This is a genomic window from Ruegeria sp. B10 (assembly GCF_056539825.1).
The window spans coordinates 360,569-382,027 of sequence record NZ_JBQFVP010000003.1 but is presented as its reverse complement, the minus strand read 5'-3'; the positions used below and the strand labels follow the sequence as shown (position 1 = coordinate 382,027).

Annotated in this window: 19 protein-coding genes; 6 read left to right on the top strand and 13 right to left on the bottom strand. The window is 60.8% G+C overall.

Annotated features, from left to right (window positions below; genetic code table 11):
* Positions 1 to 7: 7 nt before the first annotated feature.
* Positions 8 to 691, top strand: a complete 684-nt coding sequence (phnL, locus tag ACR0J4_RS06310; RefSeq protein ID WP_170555779.1) for a phosphonate C-P lyase system protein PhnL — start codon at positions 8 to 10, stop codon at positions 689 to 691.
* Positions 688 to 1,236: a phosphonate metabolism protein/1,5-bisphosphokinase (PRPP-forming) PhnN gene (phnN, locus tag ACR0J4_RS06305; protein ID WP_170555778.1), complete on the top strand. Its 549-nt coding sequence runs from the start codon at positions 688 to 690 to the stop codon at positions 1,234 to 1,236. The genes phnL and phnN overlap by 4 nt, the downstream gene beginning before the upstream one ends.
* Here phnN and ACR0J4_RS06300 read toward each other — a convergent pair.
* Positions 1,218 to 1,901 (bottom strand): DUF1045 domain-containing protein, encoded by a 684-nt coding sequence (locus ACR0J4_RS06300; protein WP_170640651.1) that lies wholly within the window; start codon positions 1,899 to 1,901, stop codon positions 1,218 to 1,220. The two genes, phnN and ACR0J4_RS06300, sit on opposite strands and share 19 nt — an antisense overlap.
* A gap of 53 nt (positions 1,902 to 1,954) precedes the next feature.
* Here ACR0J4_RS06300 and ACR0J4_RS06295 point away from each other — a divergent pair, with 53 nt between their 5' ends.
* Positions 1,955 to 3,097 (top strand): alpha-D-ribose 1-methylphosphonate 5-triphosphate diphosphatase, encoded by a 1,143-nt coding sequence (locus ACR0J4_RS06295; protein WP_170640649.1) that lies wholly within the window; start codon positions 1,955 to 1,957, stop codon positions 3,095 to 3,097.
* On the opposite strand, the gene ACR0J4_RS06290 is transcribed toward ACR0J4_RS06295, so the two are convergent.
* The 7 genes from ACR0J4_RS06290 to ACR0J4_RS06260 are packed head-to-tail and all read right to left on the bottom strand — an operon-like array spanning position 3,098 to position 9,592.
* On the bottom strand, positions 3,098 to 3,574 hold the full coding sequence (locus ACR0J4_RS06290) for a class I SAM-dependent methyltransferase (RefSeq protein WP_170377542.1): 477 nt from the start codon (positions 3,572 to 3,574) through the stop codon (positions 3,098 to 3,100).
* The gene (locus tag ACR0J4_RS06285) at positions 3,571 to 4,341 is read right to left on the bottom strand and encodes a polysaccharide deacetylase family protein (protein ID WP_170640647.1); all 771 of its coding nucleotides are present in this window, start codon (positions 4,339 to 4,341) and stop codon (positions 3,571 to 3,573) included. Before ACR0J4_RS06285 ends, ACR0J4_RS06290 begins: the two co-directional genes overlap by 4 nt.
* Positions 4,338 to 5,480, bottom strand: a complete 1,143-nt coding sequence (locus ACR0J4_RS06280; RefSeq protein WP_170640645.1) for a glycosyltransferase — start codon at positions 5,478 to 5,480, stop codon at positions 4,338 to 4,340. The genes ACR0J4_RS06285 and ACR0J4_RS06280 overlap by 4 nt, the downstream gene beginning before the upstream one ends.
* Positions 5,477 to 6,061, bottom strand: a complete 585-nt coding sequence (locus tag ACR0J4_RS06275; protein WP_170640643.1) for a histidine phosphatase family protein — start codon at positions 6,059 to 6,061, stop codon at positions 5,477 to 5,479. Before ACR0J4_RS06275 ends, ACR0J4_RS06280 begins: the two co-directional genes overlap by 4 nt.
* A complete protein-coding gene (locus ACR0J4_RS06270) occupies positions 6,058 to 7,134 on the bottom strand; it encodes a glycosyltransferase family 4 protein (protein ID WP_170555772.1) in 1,077 nt (358 codons plus the stop codon). Before ACR0J4_RS06270 ends, ACR0J4_RS06275 begins: the two co-directional genes overlap by 4 nt.
* Positions 7,134 to 8,381 carry a glycosyltransferase gene (locus ACR0J4_RS06265; protein ID WP_170640641.1) on the bottom strand — a complete coding sequence of 416 codons (1,248 nt, stop codon included), beginning with the start codon at positions 8,379 to 8,381 and terminating at the stop codon, positions 7,134 to 7,136. The genes ACR0J4_RS06270 and ACR0J4_RS06265 overlap by 1 nt, the downstream gene beginning before the upstream one ends.
* Complete coding sequence (locus ACR0J4_RS06260; protein ID WP_170555770.1) at positions 8,378 to 9,592, bottom strand: glycosyltransferase; 1,215 nt, start codon at positions 9,590 to 9,592, stop codon at positions 8,378 to 8,380. Before ACR0J4_RS06260 ends, ACR0J4_RS06265 begins: the two co-directional genes overlap by 4 nt.
* A gap of 273 nt (positions 9,593 to 9,865) precedes the next feature.
* On the opposite strand from ACR0J4_RS06260, the gene ACR0J4_RS06255 reads away from it, so the two are divergent.
* Entirely contained in the window at positions 9,866 to 12,223 is a 2,358-nt protein-coding gene (locus tag ACR0J4_RS06255; RefSeq protein WP_170747298.1) for a mechanosensitive ion channel family protein, read from the top strand.
* Positions 12,224 to 12,315: 92 nt separating this feature from the next.
* Here ACR0J4_RS06255 and ACR0J4_RS06250 read toward each other — a convergent pair whose 3' ends face one another.
* The 5 genes from ACR0J4_RS06250 to ACR0J4_RS06230 are packed head-to-tail and all read right to left on the bottom strand — an operon-like array spanning position 12,316 to position 19,525.
* Positions 12,316 to 13,659: a CoA transferase gene (locus ACR0J4_RS06250; protein ID WP_170640637.1), complete on the bottom strand. Its 1,344-nt coding sequence runs from the start codon at positions 13,657 to 13,659 to the stop codon at positions 12,316 to 12,318.
* Positions 13,656 to 14,810 (bottom strand): ABC transporter permease, encoded by a 1,155-nt coding sequence (locus ACR0J4_RS06245; RefSeq protein ID WP_170640635.1) that lies wholly within the window; start codon positions 14,808 to 14,810, stop codon positions 13,656 to 13,658. Before ACR0J4_RS06245 ends, ACR0J4_RS06250 begins: the two co-directional genes overlap by 4 nt.
* Entirely contained in the window at positions 14,807 to 15,835 is a 1,029-nt protein-coding gene (locus ACR0J4_RS06240; RefSeq protein WP_170377562.1) for an ABC transporter permease, read from the bottom strand. The genes ACR0J4_RS06245 and ACR0J4_RS06240 overlap by 4 nt, the downstream gene beginning before the upstream one ends.
* Before the next feature lie 14 nt (positions 15,836 to 15,849).
* Complete coding sequence (locus ACR0J4_RS06235; RefSeq protein ID WP_170640633.1) at positions 15,850 to 17,760, bottom strand: ABC transporter substrate-binding protein; 1,911 nt, start codon at positions 17,758 to 17,760, stop codon at positions 15,850 to 15,852.
* Entirely contained in the window at positions 17,753 to 19,525 is a 1,773-nt protein-coding gene (locus ACR0J4_RS06230) for an ABC transporter ATP-binding protein (protein WP_170640631.1), read from the bottom strand. The genes ACR0J4_RS06235 and ACR0J4_RS06230 overlap by 8 nt, the downstream gene beginning before the upstream one ends.
* A gap of 231 nt (positions 19,526 to 19,756) precedes the next feature.
* On the opposite strand from ACR0J4_RS06230, the gene ACR0J4_RS06225 reads away from it, so the two are divergent.
* Both ACR0J4_RS06225 and ACR0J4_RS06220 read left to right on the top strand, forming a co-directional pair.
* Positions 19,757 to 20,254: a class I SAM-dependent methyltransferase gene (locus tag ACR0J4_RS06225; RefSeq protein WP_170640629.1), complete on the top strand. Its 498-nt coding sequence runs from the start codon at positions 19,757 to 19,759 to the stop codon at positions 20,252 to 20,254.
* A 53-nt stretch (positions 20,255 to 20,307) separates the two neighbouring features.
* Positions 20,308 to 21,456 carry an acetate/propionate family kinase gene (locus ACR0J4_RS06220; protein ID WP_170640627.1) on the top strand — a complete coding sequence of 383 codons (1,149 nt, stop codon included), beginning with the start codon at positions 20,308 to 20,310 and terminating at the stop codon, positions 21,454 to 21,456.
* Positions 21,457 to 21,459 lie beyond the last annotated feature (3 nt).

Genomic DNA, 21,459 nt, shown 5'->3' with positions numbered 1-21,459 from the left:
TGAAGCGATGATTGAGCTTACAGACGTCAGCAAGAGCTTTACCCTGCACAATCAGGGCAGCGCGGTCATTCCGGTGATGGAGGGTGCCTCGCTGAAGGTGTCCCCCGGTGAATGCGTTGCCCTGACCGGCGCGTCGGGCGCGGGCAAATCCACCTTGATGCGGGTGATCTACGGAAACTACCTCGCGGCCTCAGGCGCGGTGCTGGTCGGCGGGTTGGACGTGGCCAAAGCCCAACCGCGTGAGATTCTGGCGCTGCGGCGTGAGACGCTGGGCTATGTCAGCCAGTTCCTGCGGGTCGTGCCTCGTGTCCCCACGCTTGAGGTCGTGGCCGAGCCGCTTTTGGCGCTGGGCTGTGACCGGCAAGCCGCTTTGGACAAGGCGGCGGGTCTGCTGGCGCGGTTGAACATTCCCGAACGGCTCTGGTCGCTTAGCCCGACCACGTTTTCGGGCGGTGAGCAGCAGCGCGTGAACATCGCGCGCGGTTTTGCGCATGACTACCCGGCGATGCTGCTGGACGAGCCGACGGCCAGCCTGGACGCGCAGAACCGGGAAACGGTTTTGTCGCTAATCGAAGAGGCCAAGGCCCGCGGCGCCGCAATTGTCGGGATTTTCCACGACGTCGAAGCGCGCGAGCGTGTGTGCGACCGCTCGGTCAATGTCTCGGAATTCACGCCCGGACAGGCGGCATGAGCCTTGCACCAGTCATAGCGGTTGTTGGCCCGTCAGGTGTGGGCAAGGACAGCGTCATGGCTGCGCTAGAGGCCCGCGCGTCAGGGGTTCAGCGCCTGCGTCGCGTGATCACGCGGCCCGAGGGGGAAGAGGGCGAGGATTTCGACCGGGTCTCGGTCGAAGTGTTTGAGCAGATGGTGCTGGATGGTGCCTTCTCGATGCACTGGCGGGCACATGGGCTGCACTACGGTGTGCCGGTGCAGATTGCGGAGCAGCGCACGCAGTGTCAGGCTGTTCTGGTCAATTTCTCCCGTGCGGTTCTGTTGCAAGCGCAGGAGGTGTTCGGGGACCTTATAGTGATTTCCTTGACCGCCGATGCGAAGGTTCTGGAACAACGCCTTGCGGCACGGGGGCGCGAAACCACAGAAGAACAGGCCAAGCGCCTTGGTCGGGCCAAAGCGCCGCTGCCCGATGGGTTGCGCCGGGTGATCGAGATCGACAACTCGGGCGCGTTGGACGATACGGTCAGCGCGATCCTTGCGCGGCTTCAGCCGGAAAGGGCGTAGCGATGGATCAGGTGAAAACGTCCATCCTCGGCTTCGCCCATCAGGGCCAGATCTTCGATCCGGAAGGGTGCGGGCAACTTCGGGGCCAGATGCGCGCCCAAAGCCGCTTCAACCTCCGCCAGCACGGGTTTTGCCAGTTTTCCGCTCAGCGTGATGTGGAACCGGAAGGCCTCCAGCACGTAAGGATAGCCCCACTGCACCAGATTGACGTCCTGCTCCAGGGTCAGTTTTGCCGCGCGGCGGCGGGCCAGTTCGGCCTCGGACGCAGGCGCGCGGAACCCGTCAAGCTCTTGCACACAGGCCGCGGCGAGGGCGTTCAGGGCATGGGTGTCTCCGACCGGGCGCAAGGCCAAAAACCGGCCCAGTCGCGCGACCTCCAACCCGTCCAGCGAGACCGGCGCATGGCGCACGGCCAGCGTAGCGCAGACGTCGTAGAGCGCCTCAACCGTCTGCCCATCCCGCAGCCGGAACGGAGGTTTCATCGTCGCGTGCAACCCGTATTTGCGAGGCACTTCGGTGACCGAGGCAACGTCGATGTCATCTACGGCGGGATGCGCCACCGGTGCCCCGGTCTCCATGTCCCAGCCCAGCCAGCTGGTTGCAAATTGCGTCCACTCTGCATCGGCAGGGGGGGCATAGTAGATCGCGTATCGCGTGAATGTCACATTGGCCTCCTATTGCGTGGCCCGTTCAATAGCTCAAACTGTGTGAAGCTCAGATGACAGAAGAAATGATCCTTGCCAATGCCACGCTCGTGTTGCCGGGCGAAACCGTCACAGGGAGTGTTCGGGTCGTGGGCGAAAGCATTGCGGATATCGACACAGGCGCTTCGGTCCCTGCGGGTGCGGTTGATTGTGAAGGCGACTATATCAGCCCGGGTCTGGTCGAGCTGCACACGGACAACCTCGAGCGTCACATCCAGCCGCGTCCCAAGGTCGACTGGCCCCACGCCGCCGCTATCCTTGCCCATGATGCGGAGCTCGCAAGCACCGGGATCACAACCGTGTTTGACGCGATGCGGATCGGATCCATCCCCTCAGGCTCGGCCCGGTATCTGAAATACGCGCGAGGCCTGTCGCAGGAACTTTGGGATCTGCGTGAACAGGATGCGTTGAAGATCAGTCACTTTCTGCATCTCCGGGCCGAGGTGTGTTCCGAAACTCTGGTCGAGGAGCTGGACGAGTTCGGCCCCGAGGACCGTGTTGGCCTTGTCTCGATCATGGATCACACGCCGGGTCAAAGACAGTTTCGCGATCTCTCGAAACTTGAGGCCTATATGAAGGGCAAATACGCCATGGACGATGATACGTTCATGCAACACGTGGCCCATCTGAAAGGGCTGCGCGACCGCAATGGTGAAAAGCATGAGGTCGAGACCGTCAAGGCCGCCAACCGCTTTGGTGCGGTTTTGGCCAGCCACGATGATACGACGGAAGAGCAGGTACAGGTGTCCGCAGGTCACGGCATTCGTCTGGCCGAGTTCCCGACTACGGTCGAAGCTGCTCGAGCCTGCCACACGCACGATATCAAAGTCATGATGGGGGCTCCGAACATCATCCGGGGTGGATCTCATTCGGGCAATGTCGCAGCGCAGGAGTTGGCCGAGCTGGGCCATCTGGACATCATCTCGTCTGACTACGTGCCCTCGGCGCTGCTGCTGTCGGCTGTGCGGCTCGGGCAGATGTGGGACGACATGGCGCGTGGGCTGAGGACTGTGACCCAGACCCCGGCACAGGCCGTGGGGCTAGACGACCGAGGCGTGTTGCGCACCGGCGCCCGCGCGGACCTGATCCGGTTCCGCATGCGGGCAGGTGTTCCCGCCCTGAATGCGGTCTGGTCGCGCGGGCGACGCGTCGCCTGATCAGGCCATGTAGAACAGGTAGCGGTCCGGAGCGATGGTTTCGGGCCCCTCGATCTGATCGAAACCGACCAGCGGCTGGCCCGAGATCAGCAACCCTCCGGGCTGCATCACCTGCGCGATCAGAGGGCTAAGCCGCGCCGCCTCGGCCACGTCATCCGCCTTGATCCCGCGGCCGAAATCGTAGTGCGCCATCGCCATCTTGTGCCCTGCGCTGGCAAGTTTTTGCAGCATAGGTTCGGCCTCGCCCTGCAGGAAATCCTGTTCCGGCGGAGTGCTGTCGGGGTGGCATTGCAGAACGCGATCCATCACCCAGATGCGGCGCTCGGGCAGGATTTCACGCAGGTGGTCATAGGTGCGCCCATTGCCGAGCCCCATGTCCAGCACATCGCCTTTCTGATCAGCGATCTTCGCAGCGGCCCAGTTCAGCCCGTCGCGTTGCGCGGTCAGGCGGCGCAGCATGGAATCCAGTCGGCTCATTCGGGGTCTCCGTTTCCGTGTCTGGGGGCGGTCCAGAGGGTCGCCGGCCCGTGCAGCAGGTGTTTCAGCAAAGCTTCGGTAAAGGCCCAGATGTCTTGATCATGAACCAGATGATGGGTCAATATGCCGAGCGGTTCACTGTTGTCGGCGCGCCCCTCCCGGCGGTCACGCAGCAACGCGGTGGTTTTCTGGATCAGCGATTCAGGATCCACTAAGCTCCGGCTGCCGCGCCAGTCGATCGGGTCGATATGGGTGTTCACCTGCTCCAACCGCGGCGCGGGCTGTGCCGATGTCCGAGGGGTCGCGGTCGAGAGGATTTCATACCCGAGATCGGGCAGATGTGCGGCAACCTCTGGCGCAATCCGGTTCCACGGGGGAACGAACATGGGCCGCAAACTATCCGGAAACAGAGACCGCAGGCGCGTCATACCGGCCTCGGCGTCCTGCAAGATCGCCTCCATGGGACGGTGCAGCCGGAATTCGGATTTCTTTTCTTCTGGCGGAGCGTGGTTTTCATGCGCCCAGCCGTGGACAACCGGTATCAGGTTCGGCCGTTGCGCCATGTAAGACGCCAGTTCGCTCGTTGCTTCACGCGGGATGATCGCCAGGTGAACCGAAATCCCAAGCCGTTCCGACAAGGCGGAGAGTTGGTTCAGCTGAGGGGTTGGGGCAATCGCATCGTCGTCCCGCCACCACAGCGGAAAAGACAGCCCTTGTTCGCGCCAAATGGCCAGTTCTTCGTCCAATATGTGCCAGTCTACCATCATCTGCGCGCGTCCCAGAGCCTCTGAGCGATCTCAACGCTGCGCTGCGCTCCGTCGAAGCCAAAGCCCTGCGTCGAACGGGGTACGTCAGAAATGACCCGCTCCAGGGCCTCGCAAAGGTGGGCCGCTTCAAGGTCTTTGCTAGGCAGAACCTCCATCGCCGAAAGCGCAGACAGGCTTTGCCCGCGCAGACTTTGTTCCACTTCATTCCCGTCATCAAACGGCACCATCACCGCCGGAGTCCCCGATTGTAACAGGTCCATCGCGGTGTTGTAGCCGCACATACTCACCGACGCTGCCGCATGGGGGAGCATTTGTCGAAAATCGGGGCGCACGGGTTCGATGACAACAGGTGCGCCTTCGGCCAGTTGGGACAGTTCAGAAATGCGCGCCTTGGCATCACGCCCACCCACCAACAGGCGCCAGCGCCTGTTGGGCATCTTTCGGGCGGCCTCGATGGCCGCGTGAAAGATCGGTTGGCCCACCGATCCACCGCCCGCGCTGACCAGAATCTCTCCCTCACCAACACCGTCCGTATGGGGCTGCGGTGCAACCGGCGCGACAAAGCCGGTATAGTGCAAACACCCGGCCAGCCGCTCCGAGACGGGCCAGCTGACACTCAGCGGTGTGATACGCTCATCCGCGTGAACCAGAACACCTTGATAAAACGCGTCAATAATCTCATCGGCCCGTTCGGCCTTGGAGGGTTTGGACGGCGGTGCCAGAATATCGCGGATTGAGCTGAGGATGACGGGGCTGTGCGGCAGTGCCCGCGCGGCAGTCAGAGCAGCCTCGAATTCACCAGCCAATACGCGGCGGCCAAAGGGGAAAAGTTCGGTGATCAGCACGTCCGGCTGGAACGCGCGGACGGCCTCAACCAACGCCACGGTCCGCTCGTTGCGATAGGTTTCATCAGCTTCTTTGCCGTCCTCACTCAACAGTCGGGTAAAGTTGGTCCCGTCCGAGCGCAGCGGCGGCAGGCCAAACAGCGTCAGGCCCGTGCTGTCAAGCTGAGGCGCTGGCATGCCACCAGACACCACCATCACTTCATGGCCTGCACCCAAAAAAGCGCGCCCCAGCGTCAAGGCTCGGCTTAGGTGCCCGGTTCCCAACAGGTGGGTGACGACAAGCATCACTTTCATGTCGTGGCCTCGCGCTTGATCAGGCGGGTCGGTTCCGCTTCAGGCGTCATTGTCTCCATGTCGATGACATAGAGCCTGTTGCGCTTGATTTTGAAAGAGGCGGGGCCTTCAAAATCCCATCCCCAGGCCCGCGCCAGAATGACCCGCATGATGCCGATGTGGCACACAGCAAGCGCGTCTTGCCGGAGTTCTGCCAGCCAAGGCGCGAGACGATCTGCAACCTCAGCCGGGCTTTCGCCATTTGGCGGGCGATAGTCCCAACCCCAATCCTCGATATGCCTGTAGCCGCTGGAAGAGTCTGCAATCAGGTCTACACCGCGCAAGCCTTCCCAATCGCCCCAATTCATCTCGATCAGCGCATCGCTGGTCATCGGGACGCGGCCCGAAACGATCTGCGCTGTCTCAAACGCGCGCTGCAACGGGCTGGCCCAGATCTGAGCATGCTCCCAAGAGGCGGGCAAGGCGTATCCAGACAGTTCAGCACGTGCCTCAGGGTCGAGCGCGATGTCGCTTCGCCCCTGAATGCGTCCGGCGCGGTTCCACGGCGTATGACCGTGTCGCAGCAAGGCCAATCTGGTCATGCGGAAACCTCCAGCATGGGGCGGATGGTCTGCCAGAACCGTCGCGTTGCACCGGGCATCATGTGGCGTTCGGCGACGTATCGGCGGGCCTCGATCCCCAAGCGTTGCCGCTCTTCGCCCATCTGCAACAGGGTCTGCATGCGTTGGGCCAGGCCTTGCGCCGCTTGTTCGACACTGGGGTAGTCCGAAGGCGAAAGCACGTCACGCACACCTGGGCGGTCTTGCGCGACCACAGGCAGGCCTGCGGCCTGAGCCTCAAGATAGATCATGCCGTAGGCTTCGTTGACGCCGGGCCAGACAAGAAACCCCGACCTCTGATAGAGGTGGCCCAGGCTCTCTTGGTCCAGTTGGCCAAGTAACGTGACCTTTTCACCGAACGGGGCCATGAGTGCTTCAACTTCGCCTCGGGCCGGTCCGTCGCCTGCGATCTGCAACTGCCAATCGCCAGTGAGATATGTCAGAGCTTCGGCCAGCAGCTGATACGAGGCCAGCTTGTCCCCGTGCCGCATCATGCCCACGGCCAGCATAGGACCCACGGCCGCAGCCTGAGGGGGCAAATCCGTGATCGGCACAAACGGCGGCAACTCGACCAGAGCCTGAGTGCCAAAACGGTCACGCTCCAACGTGATCAGGTCATTTGCGGTGTGGTAGAAAACCACCTTGGCCGCATCGCAGGCTTCATGGGCGGATTGCGCGAACCCGGCCCAAGGCCCCTTCAGGCGGCTGCTGGCCCGTGTACTTTCCATTTGAACATAGGGGATCCGTCGTGCCGCGCAGACCTGCGGGCCAATCAGGTCCGGGGCTTTGTAGTAGTTGTGGTAGGTCACCCAAAGCTGAGTGTCTTGCGGCAACTCGGCGATCAGGCGTTGCGTTTCTGCCTCGGCCGCCGCGCGCAAGGCGTGTTGTTTGGCGGTATCTCCGTGCTTGTCATAGATCCGCAGCTCGGAGACAAGGTCGACGTGATCCCCCTCGGCGGCAAGGGCGGTGATCAGGTTCCGCGCCATCTCGCGGTCGCCCGAAGGGGTCGGGCTATGTGGGGACTTCATGGGGGCGTAAAACGCCACGCGAGCCATTAGACCGTTTCCAGGCACAAAGCGTTCAGCCGCTCCGAAAGCCGCGCGATGCCGGGGTCCATCCGGAACTCGGCCAGCAAACGGTCATAGGCAGCCCGGGCCATTTTGGCGGTGGCTTCGGGATCGCTCGCCAGTGCCAGCATCGCTTTGGCTAGCGCAATTGGATCGTCTTCCGATAAGATGCCGTGTGTGCCTGAGGTGATGAACTCAGGAATCGCGGACACCGGCGTCGATAGGATCGGCAGGAGTTGCGAGGCGGCCTCCATCAACACATTCGGCAACCCGTCCCGATCGCCATCCTCGGCAATGCGGCTGGGGAGGACGAAGAGATCGGCAGCGCGCATGGCCTCGATCACTTCAGGCTGATCGCAGGCGCCTTTCCAACTGATCCGGTCGGCAATGCCGGCTGCCGTGACGCGATCGCGCAGTACGTCCCCCAAAGCGCCGCCGCCGATATGAGTCCAATGCCAGTCCAGCGTCTCGGGCAGCAAGGCCAATGCATCAATCAGCCGATCGAAGCCCTTTTTCTCGACCAGGCGCCCGACCGAGATCATGTGAAACGGCCCGTCCGCTGTTCGTAGTTTCCTGTCCGGCGGGCTTGGGAAACGTGCTAGGTCCAACCCGTGGTAAATCAGGTCAACGCGTGCGGGGTCATCCGCCAGCTCCCGCAAATGGGCGGCCCCTATAGCGGTGCAGGTGGCGCCAAAGGCAGCGCCATGGGTCGCCGCTTGCAGCTTTTCGCGCTTTTCCCACTCGGGCGAAGTCCAGATATCCTTGGCGTGGGCCGAAAAGCTCCACGGTACACCGCGCATGATGGCGGCATAGCGCGCCACCGATGAGGGCGTGTGCATGAAATGGGCATAGAGCGCCTGCGTCGAGCCCGGTAGCTCGGCAGCCAAAACGCAGGCCTGTCCGAAGCGGCGAATGCGATTATGGGTCGGGTCGCGGCGCAGATCCTGCCGCCACACGCGGTATGCCTCGACATAGCCCGGCAGGCGCTTGGCGATGGCCCGTGCGGCCCAGACGCGCTGCGGTTCCTGATAGAGGTATTCAGGCAGATAGTGCACCTGCCCCTTGAACCGGTCATGCAGGGGGTGGCGTTTGGTGTCGGTCGGGTGACGTAGGGACCAGATGTCAAACTGATGCCCGGTCTCCTGCAAGGCGACCAGTTCTTGCGCAATAAACGTCTCGGACAGGCGCGGCCATCCTTTGACCAGCACCGCGAGTTTCGGGTTTTGGGATGTCATCCGGTCGCTCGTTCCTGTTCCCGGTGCAGCAGCGCATCGACGCGGCCCGTTACATAGTCCAGCCCGTCCAGCAAGCCGTCGCTGATCGCCTGCGAGGGCAGGGGCTGGCGCGGCAATTCGCGGATGGCTCGGATCATGGCGTCGGTGGTCAAACCGTCGCGCTGTTCGTCCAGCATCCGGACAAGGCCAAGACTTTCAGCGCGCGAGGCGCGTATCCATTGTTCCAACCGAGGTGTCGTGCGCGGCACGATGACGGCGCGTTTGTCGAAAGATAGCACCTCACAAAACGTGTTGTAGCCACCCATGCAAACAACGCCCGCCGCTCCGGCAAAAAGCGTTTCGATCTGGGATTCGAACCCGACCGCCGTCACGCGCCCGTTCAGCGCGGCCACGCGGGTTTCAAACTCATCACGCGACTCACCGGACAGGAAGGGTCCATAGACCAGCACCGCGCGGGGCGACAGGGTCGGGTCCTGTTCATAGGCCGAGAGGACCAGATTGACCATCGCCTTGCCATCGCCGCCGCCACCGGGCGTGATCAGGATATAGGGTTGTTCCGGTGGCTCTCCGACCGGGCCGAGGTCGCGGCGCAGATAGCCGGTCCAATGCAGACGCGACCGGGCCGAGGCGCTGAGTGGCAGGCCCTCGGTCGGGTCGTAGATCGAATGCAACCCATAGACCCAGATTTCATGATAGAACCGCTCGGTCGCGGCGATTGCGTCCTTGCGGTCCCATTCAGCGGCCAGAACCTCAGGCTCGTCCAGAACATCGCGCAGGCCTAGAACTAGCTTGGTGTCGCAGGACTGTTCGAGGAATTCCAGCGTTGGCAGCAACTCCCCACGAAAACCGGTGGGCTCCTTGTCGACGATCAGGACGTCAGGATCGAATTGCTGAACGGCTGTCTTAATCAGGCTCGAGCGCAGCTCGGTCACCTCTTCAATGCCCATGCCAATCGTGCGGGCCGCGTAAGACCCGTCCGAGCGTTTGGTTACCCCCGGCAAGCGCACATGGTCGACGCGGCGGGGAAAGGTGAAACGCCCGGCCACAGGCGATCCGGTCAGGATCAGCGCGGATGCGCTTGGGTCGGCTTCGGTCATCGCTGCCGCCAGCGCACGCGAACGGCGCAAGTGGCCTAAACCAAAGGTATCGTGGCTGTAAAATAGCAGGCGCGGCGCGCGGTCCGGATTGTCTTGTTTTTTGCCTAGGCTCATAGGGTCGCCCGTCTTATTGGTCTGGGTACTACATCCGCGCGTATGCAAGCGATACCGTATATCCTTATGCTGCGCTTGCCAAAGGGGAAATCGCCCGCCTGCAAATGTGCCAAACATGGCGATTTGGCAACAGGATATTGACGATATGGGTTCAATTTGCACCAGTCATTGCAGTTTCGGTCAAAGGGCGAGAGCAGGCGGGCGGGAGGATTTGAACACGTCCAACAGGTTCTGTACGGTGTGCGCCAGTGAAGAAATTGGATGCAAGACCCTATGAAACCGAACTTTCTGGCCGTGACGCTTTTTGCATTTTGGGCTCTGTTGTTGGCGTTTCCAGTCAGTGTAGCGGCGCAGACCGCGCTGATACCGAGCTATGGCTCGGGCTCCGCAACTGAAGAGACTGCAACCAACGACAGTGATCTCGCCGACGCGATCCGCACCGCCAACGAGGCTGGTGCCAGCGTGATCGTAATAGACAGTTCTGGCAATCTGGTCTCAGCCGCAGGCGAGCAGCCCGAAGCGGAACCGGCTGAGGCTGACCCCATGGCTGAGGCCTCGCAACTGATGCGCACGCAGGCGCGGTTCACCAAGTTCCGTGAATCAGTTCAGTCACGCCTTGAGGCCCTGCCCTATTCGGTGTTCGAAGTGGAGTATATCCTGCGTCAGACCAGCCCGGATGGCCGTATTCAGACTTATGTCGAGGTTCTGGGCTGGAACATCCTTTTCCTGCTGCTAGGGCGGTGGCTCTCAACCGAGATCTACGGCAAACGGATCGCCAAGCGCTGGGTCGTGGCGCGGATCAAGGAGAACCCGCAGGGCTATCGCGAGAAGATGCCGTTTCTCGTGTACCGCTTCGTGATGGGGATCGGCGGCACGATCTTTGCCATGTTGATGGCATTGATCGTGGGCTATCTGTTCTTTGGCGAGGCCGAAGATATCTCGATCCAGTTTACCGTGACCGCGATCTTCACGGCCTTTTTCCTGTCCCGCACGATCTCGGACCTGTGGCGAATGGTGCTGTCACCTTACCTGAGCCAGTATCGCCTGCCGCCCTTCTCGGACCGCCACGCCAAGCGGCTGTATATCTGGGCATCGGCGGTGGCGACCTATGACGTTTCGGTCGTTCTGTTTTCGACCTGGGTGGCGGATTTCGGTCTGAACTACAACGTCTACGCCTTGGTCTACGGGTGCTTGACCCTGTTCGGGGCCTTCTTGAATATTCTGATGATCCTGTTCAATGCCGGGGCCATTTCAAATGCGATCCGGGGCGGGCGGGCACCGTCTCAAGTCTCGTGGATTCTGCGCTTCATCTCATTTGCTTGGGCTCCGGTGCTGATCCTGTACATCGTGTTCAGCTGGTCGAAGCTGGCCGTGGATCTGGTGCTTGAGAATGAAAACTCGGTCCCGATTGTTGCCAGCAGCTATGCGATCTTCATGTCGGTTGTCGTGGCATATGGCGCGATGAACTATCTGCTGGAGCGCTATTTCGATCGCAACCGCAAGATTGAACAGATCAACGCCGAGGCAGAGATCGAGGCAGAGGCACCCTCGCCCGAGGCGGTACAACGCAAACACGCCATTCTGACCTATGAGGATCTGGCCCGCCGGGTTGCTGGCATACTGGCCTTTGTCGTGGGCAGCTACGCGCTGGTGGTGATCTGGAACCCGGATGCCAGCTGGAGCGAGGATCTGCCGATCGGGCGCGCGCTGGACGTGATGGTTATCCTGTTCATCGGTTACATCCTGTTCAATTTTTTCCGCATCTGGATCGACAGCAAAATCGCCGAAGAGTCTGATGATGGCTCCGAGGCCGAGTTGGGCGATGAAGGCGGCGAAGGCGGTCAGAGCCGCTTGGCCACCTTGCTGCCTTTGTTCCGCGGGGCGATCCTGGCGGTCGTTGTCGTGACGATTGTGCTGATCGTACTGATGGAGCTGGGCATCAACGTCAGCCCTCTGTTCGCAGGTGCCGGTGTGGTTGGTCTGGCTGTCGGGTTCGGGTCGCAGACCTTGGTGCGCGACATCTTCTCGGGCGCCTTCTTCCTGTTGGATGATGCGTTCCGCAAAGGGGAATACATCGACATTGGGGATGTGAAGGGAACGGTCGAGAAAATCTCGGTCCGCTCGTTCCAACTGCGCCACCATCTGGGGGCGCTGAACACTATCCCTTTTGGGGAGATCAAGGTTCTGACCAACTATTCGCGTGACTGGGTGATCATGAAGCTGCCTCTGCGTGTGACTTATGACACGGATGTCGAGAAGGTACGGAAACTGATCAAGAAACTAGGTCAGGAGTTGCTGAGCGATCCGGTAATCGGCGACAACTTCATCCAGCCCTTGAAGTCGCAGGGCGTGATCGAGATGCAGGATTCGGCGATGATCATCCGGGTCAAATTCATGACCAAGCCGGGCGATCAGTGGTTGGTGCGCAAGAAGGTGTATCAAGATATTCGAGAGCTGTTCGCCCGCGAAGGCATCAAGTTTGCCCATCGTGAAGTGACCGTTCGTCTTGCCGATGGCAAAGAGGCCGAAGATCTGACCCCGAAACAGCGCGAGGCAGTGACTGGCGCGGTACAAGCGGCGATTGATGAGGACTATCTGGACGATATCGGACCGGGCGGTGACGACCGCTAAGACGGTTCTCCCGCCCCTTTGGGCTGCGTCTCTGACGAGACGCCTTCCAAAGCGTTGGGCCGGGCCGCGCGTGCCGCGCGGCGGTTGGAGCGTCAGGACCAGGTTGGCTCGGATGTGCCCAGTTGTGGGGCGGGCAGGTCCCACCTCATCACCGTCTGACCAATGGTCAGTGCGGGTTTTAGCCGGTGGCCAGGGCCCCATCCGGACTGTTCGGTTTCTTCGCCATAGTCGGATTGGTTGGCCGTGATCGCGTCTTGCCCTGTATCGGTTTTGCCAAGAATGGCTAACAACTCGGCGGTGCGCGCCAAAGACAGATGGGCGTGCATGATTGAATTTCCCGAGGCTGCCTCGGCCAGTGCAGAAAGAACTGCGGCTGCCATCAGGTATCCGGTCGCATGGTCCAGAGCCTGAACTGGCAGCGGGGTGGGTTTGTCGGCGTTGGCCCATTCCATCCCGGCATGGGCAATACCTGCGCTCATCTGAACCAGACTGTCGAACCCTCTGCGTGTGGCCCAAGGGCCTTGCCAGCCATAGGCGTCCAGAGTGACCTCGACCCGGTTGGGGGCCAGTTCGTCACGCTTTGTTTTGCTAAGCCCCAGAGCCTCAAGCGCGCCGGGGCGGTAGCCGTGGATGAATACCTCTGCCTGTGACAGCAGGTCTTGCAGGTGGGTCAGGCCCTCGGGCGACTTCAGGTCCAGATAGGCGCAGCGTTTGCCCAGCGAGATGTCGGGAATAACGCCCGGCTCATCCCAGCCCGGAGGGTCGATGCGCAGCACATCCGCGCCGAATCCGGCCAATGTGCGGGTTGAGACAGGACCCGCAAGAACGCGGGTCAGGTCTAGGACGCGCAAGCCAGCAAGCGGGCGTTCGGCTGTTGCAGCCGGACGGTCCCGTAGAGTGATCCGACGTGGATTCTGCCAACTGATCAGTGGATCACGGCTGATGGCGCGGCCTTGGGGATGGTCCAACCATTCGGCGCGGCTGCGCATGGCGGCTGCGACGCCGCCCTCGGCCACAACAGCGCTTTCAAGGTCAGCGATAGCCCAGCTACGCAGGGCCTGTGAAACCGCTTCCCGGTCGGCTTGTGTGCCCAGAATTTTCAAGGCGGCAGCGCGGTGGTGAGGCAAGTTGGTGTGCAGCCTGATCCAGCCGTCAGACGCGCGGTAGTCGCCTGCGATGGCGTCCCACAGGCTGGGCATCTCCCAGCCATCGGGCTTGAAGGAATAGCGATACCAGAGCGAAGCGAGGCGGTGATCCACCATGATCTCTGGAGCAGTCTGCGACAGGTTTGCGGCGGCCATGCATCTGGCCAGCTCCTGACCGACCGCTGCGAAGCTGGCGGTTGCGAGCTCGGAGACGGCGAAGGCGCTGGGCAAGGTTCCTTCGCCGGTGGTGCGATAGCTGTCAGCCGCCGGAAGAGCGGACAGCAGGCTCATTGCTGATAGGGGTCCAGACTGTCGCGCAACCCGTCTCCAAGGAAGTTGAAGGCCAGAACGACCACGATGATGGGCAGCATCGGAATGGCCGTCCAAGGGTAGATCTCGATCGAGGCGAGGTTCTGCGCGTCGTTCAGCATCACGCCCCAACTGACCGCAGGCGCACGCAGGCCGAGGCCGAGGAAGGAAAGCGCGGTTTCACCGAGGATCATCGCCGGGATCGACAGGGTGGCCGACGCGATCAGGTGTGACATGAAGTTCGGTAGCAGGTGCTTTCGGATCACCCGGCCCGAGCTTGCACCCATCATCTCAGCCGCGCGGACGTATTCTTCTTCCCTCAGGGAGAGGAATTTGGCGCGGACGGAGCGGGCGAGGCCGGGCCAGTCGAGAATGCCGAGGATGATCGAGATGATGAAGAAGACCGCGACGGGGCTCCAGTTCGAAGGCACGGCGGCGGACAAGGCGAGCCAGAGCGGCAGTTCGGGTAGAGACCGCAGGACTTCGATCACGCGGTTAATGGTCCAGTCGATACGACCGCCAAAATACCCGGCCATTGAGCCAAAGAGGATACCAAGGAAGAACGACACCGTGATGCCAATCAGGCCCACAGTCAGCGATAGCTGCGCGCCATAGAGAATGCGGCTGAAGATATCGCGGCCCAGTCGGTCCGAGCCCCATAGGAACAGCGTCGCGCCATCAGGGGCACAGAACAGATGCGTGTCAGAGGGGATGAACCCGGCCAAGCGATACTCGGACCCTTCACAGAAGAACTTGATTGGACGAGGATCCTCGGTGTCTGGAATGAACTTCCACTGGAAAGTCTCTAGATCTGCCTCTGCGGTGATGGGGTAGACATAAGGCCCGATGAACTCGCCCTCGTGGAACCAGTTGATCGACTGGGGCGGGGCATAGAGGTGCTCTCCGTTCCGGTCATTGGGGCCGTAGGGGGCGATGAAGCCTGCAAAGGGCAGCATCAGGTAGCACAACAGCAGGAAAACGCCCGAAATCAAGCCCAGCTTGTGCGTGCGGAACTTGCGCCAGACCAAAACCCAGTTCGGGGCGTCCAGATCGGCGCGCTCGAGCTGTTGGACCGAGGCCTGCGGGTCGAACGGTGCGTCGTCAACATAGCGATCATCGGGGCGTTGGGTCATGCGTCTCGCCCCTCATACCGAATGCGCGGGTCGAGCATGACCAGCAGGATGTCCGAGATCATGGTGCCGATCAGGGTCAGCAGGGCCACGAACATCAGGATGAATGCCGACAGGAACTGGTCCTGCGTTTTCAGCGCCGTCAGCAAGGTCGGGCCAATGGTTTGCAGGCCCAAAACGACCGATACCAGAACCGAGCCAGACACCATCGAGGGCAGCAGGTTCCCGATGTCGGCGACGAACGGGTTGAAGGCCACACGCAACGGATATTTCGTTAGCATCCGTGACGGGGCCATGCCTTTGGCCACGGCTGTCTCAACATATGGTTTGCCCAGCTCGTCCAGCATGTTCGCGCGCAGGCGCTGCATCATGGCCGACGCGCCCGAGGTGCCGATGACAAAGGTCGGCACGATCAGGTGGACAAGGATGGATTTCAACTTGTCCCAGCTCATCGGTTCGCCTTCGAATTTGGGGTCCATCAGGCCGCCGATGGGCAGGTTGAAATACTGATGCCCGTAGTAGAACAGGATCAGCGCCAGCAAAAAATTCGGCGTGGCCAAGCCAAGATAGCCGACAAACGCCGAGGTATAATCGATCCACGTGCGCGATCGCGCGGCGGCGATCACACCCAAGGGCAGGGCGACGGCGTAGACGAACAAGATCGCGGCAAGATTGACAACAACCGTCAGCCAAAGCGTATCGCCCACGATGTCAGAGACGGGTCGGTCGAACTCAAAGGACCAGCCGTAATTGCCTTGCAGGAGGCCTTCGAAACCGTGGGGGCCGGGCCAGAAGCCCATCCAGATCAGGTATTGCTCCCACATGGGGCGATCCAAGGCATACTCGGCCCGCAGAAACTCGGCCTTGGCAACACCGGCGGACTGGCCGGAGGCCTGAAGCTCGGCGATCTGATTGCTCAGATAGTCGCCGGGCGGCAGGTTGATGATGACGAATATCAGAACCGAGACCACCAACAGTGTCAGCAGCATCGTGAAGAAGCGATAGACCGCATAGCGCAGCATGATCATTTAGCTGCTCCTGCTCAGTCGACCAAAAAGAACTCATCAGGGCGATGGACGCCGAAATGCGCGCCGGGTTCCCATGCCCACATGGCCTGCTTGGGGACGTTGCGCAAACGGTTCGAGACGACAATGGGCTGCGGTGCGCCGTTCAGAATGCCGATGGCGTATAGCTGGTCGGCGTGGATATCCAGCATTTCGGTCCAGACGGCCGCGCGCTGTTCATCTGTGGCGGCGATTTCCCAGTCATGGGCTAAAGTCATCAGACGCTCAGCCTCGGGCATGTCGGGGGCCTCACCGACTTCGCCGCCGGTCTGATAATACTGCCCCCATTTTGGCCAGGCGAGAAACACTTGATCCGTTGGGGCCAGATAGGCGGGTGAGGTGTGGATTTGGGGCAGCCCGTCGTCCCAGCCGAACCATACCGAGGCCATGGTGTTGCCAGCAAAAACACGGTTGCGCAGGATGTCGCGATCCAGCGGGCGCATCACCAGATCGACGCCAATCTCGCGCCATGTGTCGGTGACGATCTGCAGGGCGTTCTCGACCTCCTGCCGCTCACCAGCGGTTTCGATGATTAACTCCATCGGGCGCCCATCGGGCAGCAGGCGAATGCCATATTTGTTGCGCTCAGTCAGCCCGGCCTCGTCCAGCAGGGCGTTCGCCAGATCGGGATCATACTGGGCCCAAGCTTGGGCGTTTTCCTCGCTGTAGAAGGGCGAGGCAGGCAGAACCGCCATCGCGCCCGGTTTTGCCAGTTTGAAATAGAGCGCCTGGTTGATCGTCTTGCGATCAATCCCCAAAGACAGGGCGCGGCGTACGCGCGCGTCTCGCATCACATCCCGCCAAACCTCATCCGCGTAGTTCAGGTTCGGATAGATCGCGATCTGTGAGGCCACACCGGTTTTCCAGAGCAATGTCTTGTAGTTGCCAACCGCTTCACCCTTTTTCAGGATCGAGGCATCTCGGAACGCCAGACCACGACCCTGCAGGTCGGTCTCACCCGCATTGGTCTTTGCGGCTACCAGCCCGGGGGCCACAATCTCCATCTCGACCACGTCGATATAGGGCAGTTGCACCCCTTTGGAGTCGATACGGTGGTAGTACGGATTGCGGACGAAGTTGTGGCGGATTTTCTTGCCCGAGCTTGCGTTCAGCCAAGGCTGAAGCGTGGGCAGCTTGTGGTTGTCGAACTTGTAGAGGTTGTCGAGTTTGTTGTGCAGGGCCGCCCAGCTTTTGACGCGGGCATCATCGACCTGCGCGGCCAGATCCTCAGGATCAACATAGTTTTCGTGATACTGTTTCAGAAAAGCCGACGGGCGGTAAATGAAGGGCGGGCGGGCCTGTGCCAGCGTTTGCAGGAAGTCCGGGTTCGGATCATCCCATTCGTAGATCACTGTCGTCTCATCCGGGAAAGAGACGGTCGGGGCCTTTCCCTCGACGATCAGAAAATCAGGTGGCCCAGAGGGGCTGAGCAATTCGTTGTTGGCGACATCTTCCCACCAGTACCGGAAATCTTCGGAGGTAAACGGCGAGCCGTCCGACCACTTATGCCCTTCGCGCAAATGCAGAGTGAACTTGCGGTTCCCGTCATTTTCGAACGAGGCCAAAATGTCGGGCACGATATTGTAGTTTCCGTCAAACCCAACCAACCGGGCGTAACCGTAGACGACCATCTGGCGGATATCCTTGGACCGGGTCACCATGGTCCGCATTGTGCCGCCGGGGGTGCCGAATTCACGCCCCTTCGCGGCCAGATCCACCACCAGAGGGTCTTTGGGTAGGCGTTCCGAAACCGGGGGCAGATCGCCCGCATTCACCTCAGCCGACCAAAAGCTACTCTCTTGCGGAACCGGCACATCGGCCAGTGCAGGCAGCGTCCAGCCAAAGGCCAGAGTGGCGGCCAGGATCAGAGGGCGAGTGGTCTTAAACATGGCAACGTACCTTATGGCCCGGTTCCAATTCCACCAGCGAAGGTATCACGGTGTCCGAGAAACGAAAGGCCTCATCCCAACTGTCCGGCGCGCCGGCACCCATAGAGACCATTTGCAGGTCAATCGGGCGGTTAATGTCGGGTTCTGGTTGAGCGGCAATCAACGCCTTTGTGTAAGGATGGCGCGGATTGTAGAAGAGTGTTTCGGGCGGGGCTTGTTCGACAATCAGCCCCCGACGCATAACGGCAACTTCGTCAGCGATACGGGCCACGACCGCAAGGTCGTGAGAGATGAAGAAATAGGACAGGTTCAGGCTGTCCTGTAGGTTTTCCAAGAGTGTCAGGATTTGTTCCTGAACCGACACATCCAGCGCCGAGGTCGGCTCGTCACAGACGATCAACTGCGGGTCCAGCATCATGGCGCGGGCGATGGACAGGCGCTGTCTCTGCCCACCGGAAAACGCATGCGGATAGCGTTTCAGCATATCCGAGTTCAGCCCCACGCGTTGCAGCATCTCGGCCGCTTTGTCGCGTTGTTCCGAGACGGAACCGATACGGTGTATTTCCAGCGGCTCGGTCATTGCATCCTGAATACGCATCCGTGGACTGAGTGAGCTGTAGGGGTCTTGAAACACCATCTGCGCCTTGCGTTGAAACGCGGTGCGTTGGGCGCGGGTCATATGGTGGACCGGGATGGGGTCTTCGCCTTGGGCGGTGCAGAACAGAACCTCTCCGCCAGGATCGGGCAGTTCGGCGCCAAGAGCAATCCGGGCGGCGGTGGTCTTGCCAGAGCCGCTTTCGCCGACAATCGCCAGTGTCTTGCCACGTGCAAGTTTCAGGTCGACGCTGCGACAGGCATGGATCTGTTTGTCTGCCTGCCAGCCCTTGCTGGAGCGCATCGTATAGGTCTTGGAGACCCCTTTCATATGCAGGATCAGGTCCTCGTCCGGCATCGGAATGCCTACGGCGTCCTGATCCGGAATGGCTGGGGCCGCATCGAACAACTGCTTAGTATAGGGATGCGCCGGCGCGGTCAGGATGGGGGCGGCGGGGCCTGCCTCCATCACGCGACCTTTGTGCATGACGACGACCTGCTCGGCCATATTCGCAACTACGCCCAGATCGTGCGTGACAAGGATCAGCGCCATCCCGGTTTCGCGCTGAAGTTCCTTGATCAGGCCCAAAACCTGAGCCTGCGTTGTCACATCCAGCGCAGTAGTAGGCTCGTCTGCAATCAGCAGCTCTGGCTTAGAGACCATCGCCATGGCGATCATAGCGCGCTGGCGCATACCACCCGACAGCTCGAACGGATAAGAGTCATAAGCCCGCTGAGGGTCTGGAAAGCCCACGCGTTCAAACTGGGTCAGGACTTCTTTACGGGCTTGCGCCTCGGACGCGCCGCGATGCAGCCAGAGGACCTCGCTGACCTGATTGCCGATCTTGTGCAGTGGCGACAAAGATCGCATCGGCTCCTGAAAGATCATCGAGACGCGGTTGCCGCGAATGCTGCGCATCTCCCGCTCGTTGATTTGCGTCAGGTCGGCCTGGCCCTTGGAATCATTCAGAATAATCGAGCCGCTGCGAATCTGCGCCACGCGGGGCAGGATGCGCAACACGGCCCGGCAGGAGATTGTTTTGCCCGAACCCGACTCACCCACCAATGCTAGTGTCTGTCCGGCCTCCACGTCGAAATTCACGTCTCGCACGACTGAATCCGACGTGCCGAAACCGATGCTGAGATCTCTGACAGACAACAACGCAGTCATTCGGGTTTTCCACCCGTTTGGCCGTAGATGAGCATCGGCTTTTTATTCTCCCCGTTTTTTGACTTACTGTCGCGCGGTTTCACCCGACTCGTCAAACCCGTTCTTAGGCTGAAATGTCGCGGGAATGTGAAACTTTCGCCTCTACAACTACACAAACAGTTGAGTTTTTGCCATCAAGTTCGTGACCAGCACCATTTAAGCTGGCGTTGAGTATCAAAGAGAGAATCCCCTGTGCCCGAAAACCAAAGCCGACTGGATCTGTTTATTGACCGTATGGTGTCGCAACGCGCCTGCCTCGATTTTGCAATCGAGCAGACAAAAGGCATGTCCGGGCCGGTGTTCGAACTGGGCCTGGGCAATGGTCGAACCTACCACCACATGATCCAGTACATCCAGAACCGCCCGGTTTTTGTGTTCGAACGCGCGGTGGCCTCACACCCCGACTCCACCCCGCCAGAGGATCGGGTGATTTTGGGCGATGTGCGGGACACTCTGCCAGCCTCGGTGGATCGGTTCGGCGCGACGGCCAGCCTGATCCATGCGGATTTGGGTGGGCACAATCGCGAAAAGAACGACGCCTTCGCGCGGTTTGTTTCGCCTTTGATTGAACCGCTTCTGGCACCGGGTGGCCTGATGGTTTCCAGTGATCGAATGTATTTCGATGCGTTGTCCGAGCTGCCCTTACCAGCGGGCGCAGTCGAGGGGCGCTGTTTTATCTACCGGCGGTGACGCGTTAGGCGCGTCCGGGTCCACGAAAAGGCTAAGAAAGCTGGAGGAACGCAATGCAGGCCATACTGACGCTGAACGCGGGAAGTTCGACCATCAAATTCGGAGTTTACCGCGCCGACGCTGAACCCGAATTGCTGTGGCACGGGCAGGTGGACAATCTGGGGCCGGTCGCCCAATTGCAAATCAACGGCGACGGGCTTCATGAGACACGCGAGATCGGGCCTGCTGACCACGTGGCCGGGGTCGCGGCGATCTTGCAGAACATCGAGCCTCTGCTTCAATCGGATCTGATTGTCGGTGTGGGCCACCGCATTGTCCACGGCGGACAGACCTTCGAAGGGCCCACGGTTCTGGATGATCACGTGCTGGCCCAACTTGAAACGCTCTCGTCACTGGCCCCGCTGCATCAGCCCCACAATCTGGCGGCCGTCCGCGCTGCGCGAACGGCCTTCCCGGGTGCTTTACAGATTGGGTGTTTTGACACCTCCTTTCATGTCGGCCATCCGTTTGTGAACGATGCCTTCGCCATCCCGCGCCGCTTTTATGAGAAAGGCGTTCGGCGCTATGGGTTCCACGGACTGTCCTACGACTACATTACCGGCAAGATGGCTGAGGAATTCCCGGATCTGGCCGCAGGCCGGGTGGTGATCGCGCATCTGGGCAACGGGGCCTCGATGTGCGCTGTGGCCAATGGAAGGAGTATCGGCTCAACCATGGGTTTTTCTGCTCTTGATGGGCTGCCTATGGGGACCCGTTGCGGTCAGCTTGATCCCGGCGTGTTGCTCTATCTGATGGAGCAAGGTCACTCTGCCGAGGCGATCACGCATATCCTCTACAAGAAAAGTGGCCTGCTAGGCCTCAGCGAGATCAGCCACGATATGCGCACATTGCTGGAAAGCGATGATCCCCGCGCGCGTGAGGCGATAGACTATTATGTCTTCCGGATCAGGCGGGAGCTGGGTGCGATGGCGGCTGTTTTGGGTGGCGTGGATGCGGTGGTGTTCTGCGGCGGCATTGGTGAGAACGCTGCGCCTATTCGCCAGAGCGTGCTGGATGGGATGGGATTTCTCAACATCCATCTGGACGCCGAGGCCAACGCCCAAAATGCGACGGTGATATCAGATGGCGGTATACCCGTGCTCGTGATCCCGACCGACGAAGAACGGGTGATCGCGCGGGCGGTCGCCAAGGCTTTGAGCTAAACA

What these genes read in the sequence shown, in the direction of transcription:
- ACR0J4_RS06290 (WP_170377542.1), bottom strand. Translation starts at nt 3,574, where the DNA reads ATGAGCCGACTGGATTCCATGCTGCGCCGCCTGACCGCGCAACGCGAC.
- ACR0J4_RS06250 (WP_170640637.1), bottom strand. Translation starts at nt 13,659, where the DNA reads ATGAGCCTGCTGTCCGCTCTTCCGGCGGCTGACAGCTATCGCACCACC.
- ACR0J4_RS06240 (WP_170377562.1), bottom strand. Translation starts at nt 15,835, where the DNA reads ATGATCATGCTGCGCTATGCGGTCTATCGCTTCTTCACGATGCTGCTG.
- ACR0J4_RS06260 (WP_170555770.1), bottom strand. Translation starts at nt 9,592, where the DNA reads ATGAGCCTAGGCAAAAAACAAGACAATCCGGACCGCGCGCCGCGCCTG.
- ACR0J4_RS06270 (WP_170555772.1), bottom strand. Translation starts at nt 7,134, where the DNA reads ATGGCTCGCGTGGCGTTTTACGCCCCCATGAAGTCCCCACATAGCCCG.
- ACR0J4_RS06275 (WP_170640643.1), bottom strand. Translation starts at nt 6,061, where the DNA reads ATGACCAGATTGGCCTTGCTGCGACACGGTCATACGCCGTGGAACCGC.
- ACR0J4_RS06255 (WP_170747298.1), top strand. Translation starts at nt 9,866, where the DNA reads ATGAAACCGAACTTTCTGGCCGTGACGCTTTTTGCATTTTGGGCTCTG.
- ACR0J4_RS06265 (WP_170640641.1), bottom strand. Translation starts at nt 8,381, where the DNA reads ATGACATCCCAAAACCCGAAACTCGCGGTGCTGGTCAAAGGATGGCCG.
- ACR0J4_RS06220 (WP_170640627.1), top strand. Translation starts at nt 20,308, where the DNA reads ATGCAGGCCATACTGACGCTGAACGCGGGAAGTTCGACCATCAAATTC.
- ACR0J4_RS06280 (WP_170640645.1), bottom strand. Translation starts at nt 5,480, where the DNA reads ATGAAAGTGATGCTTGTCGTCACCCACCTGTTGGGAACCGGGCACCTA.
- ACR0J4_RS06230 (WP_170640631.1), bottom strand. Translation starts at nt 19,525, where the DNA reads ATGACTGCGTTGTTGTCTGTCAGAGATCTCAGCATCGGTTTCGGCACG.
- phnN (WP_170555778.1), top strand. Translation starts at nt 688, where the DNA reads ATGAGCCTTGCACCAGTCATAGCGGTTGTTGGCCCGTCAGGTGTGGGC.
- ACR0J4_RS06285 (WP_170640647.1), bottom strand. Translation starts at nt 4,341, where the DNA reads ATGATGGTAGACTGGCACATATTGGACGAAGAACTGGCCATTTGGCGC.
- phnL (WP_170555779.1), top strand. Translation starts at nt 8, where the DNA reads ATGATTGAGCTTACAGACGTCAGCAAGAGCTTTACCCTGCACAATCAG.
- ACR0J4_RS06245 (WP_170640635.1), bottom strand. Translation starts at nt 14,810, where the DNA reads ATGACCCAACGCCCCGATGATCGCTATGTTGACGACGCACCGTTCGAC.
- ACR0J4_RS06235 (WP_170640633.1), bottom strand. Translation starts at nt 17,760, where the DNA reads ATGTTTAAGACCACTCGCCCTCTGATCCTGGCCGCCACTCTGGCCTTT.
- ACR0J4_RS06295 (WP_170640649.1), top strand. Translation starts at nt 1,955, where the DNA reads ATGACAGAAGAAATGATCCTTGCCAATGCCACGCTCGTGTTGCCGGGC.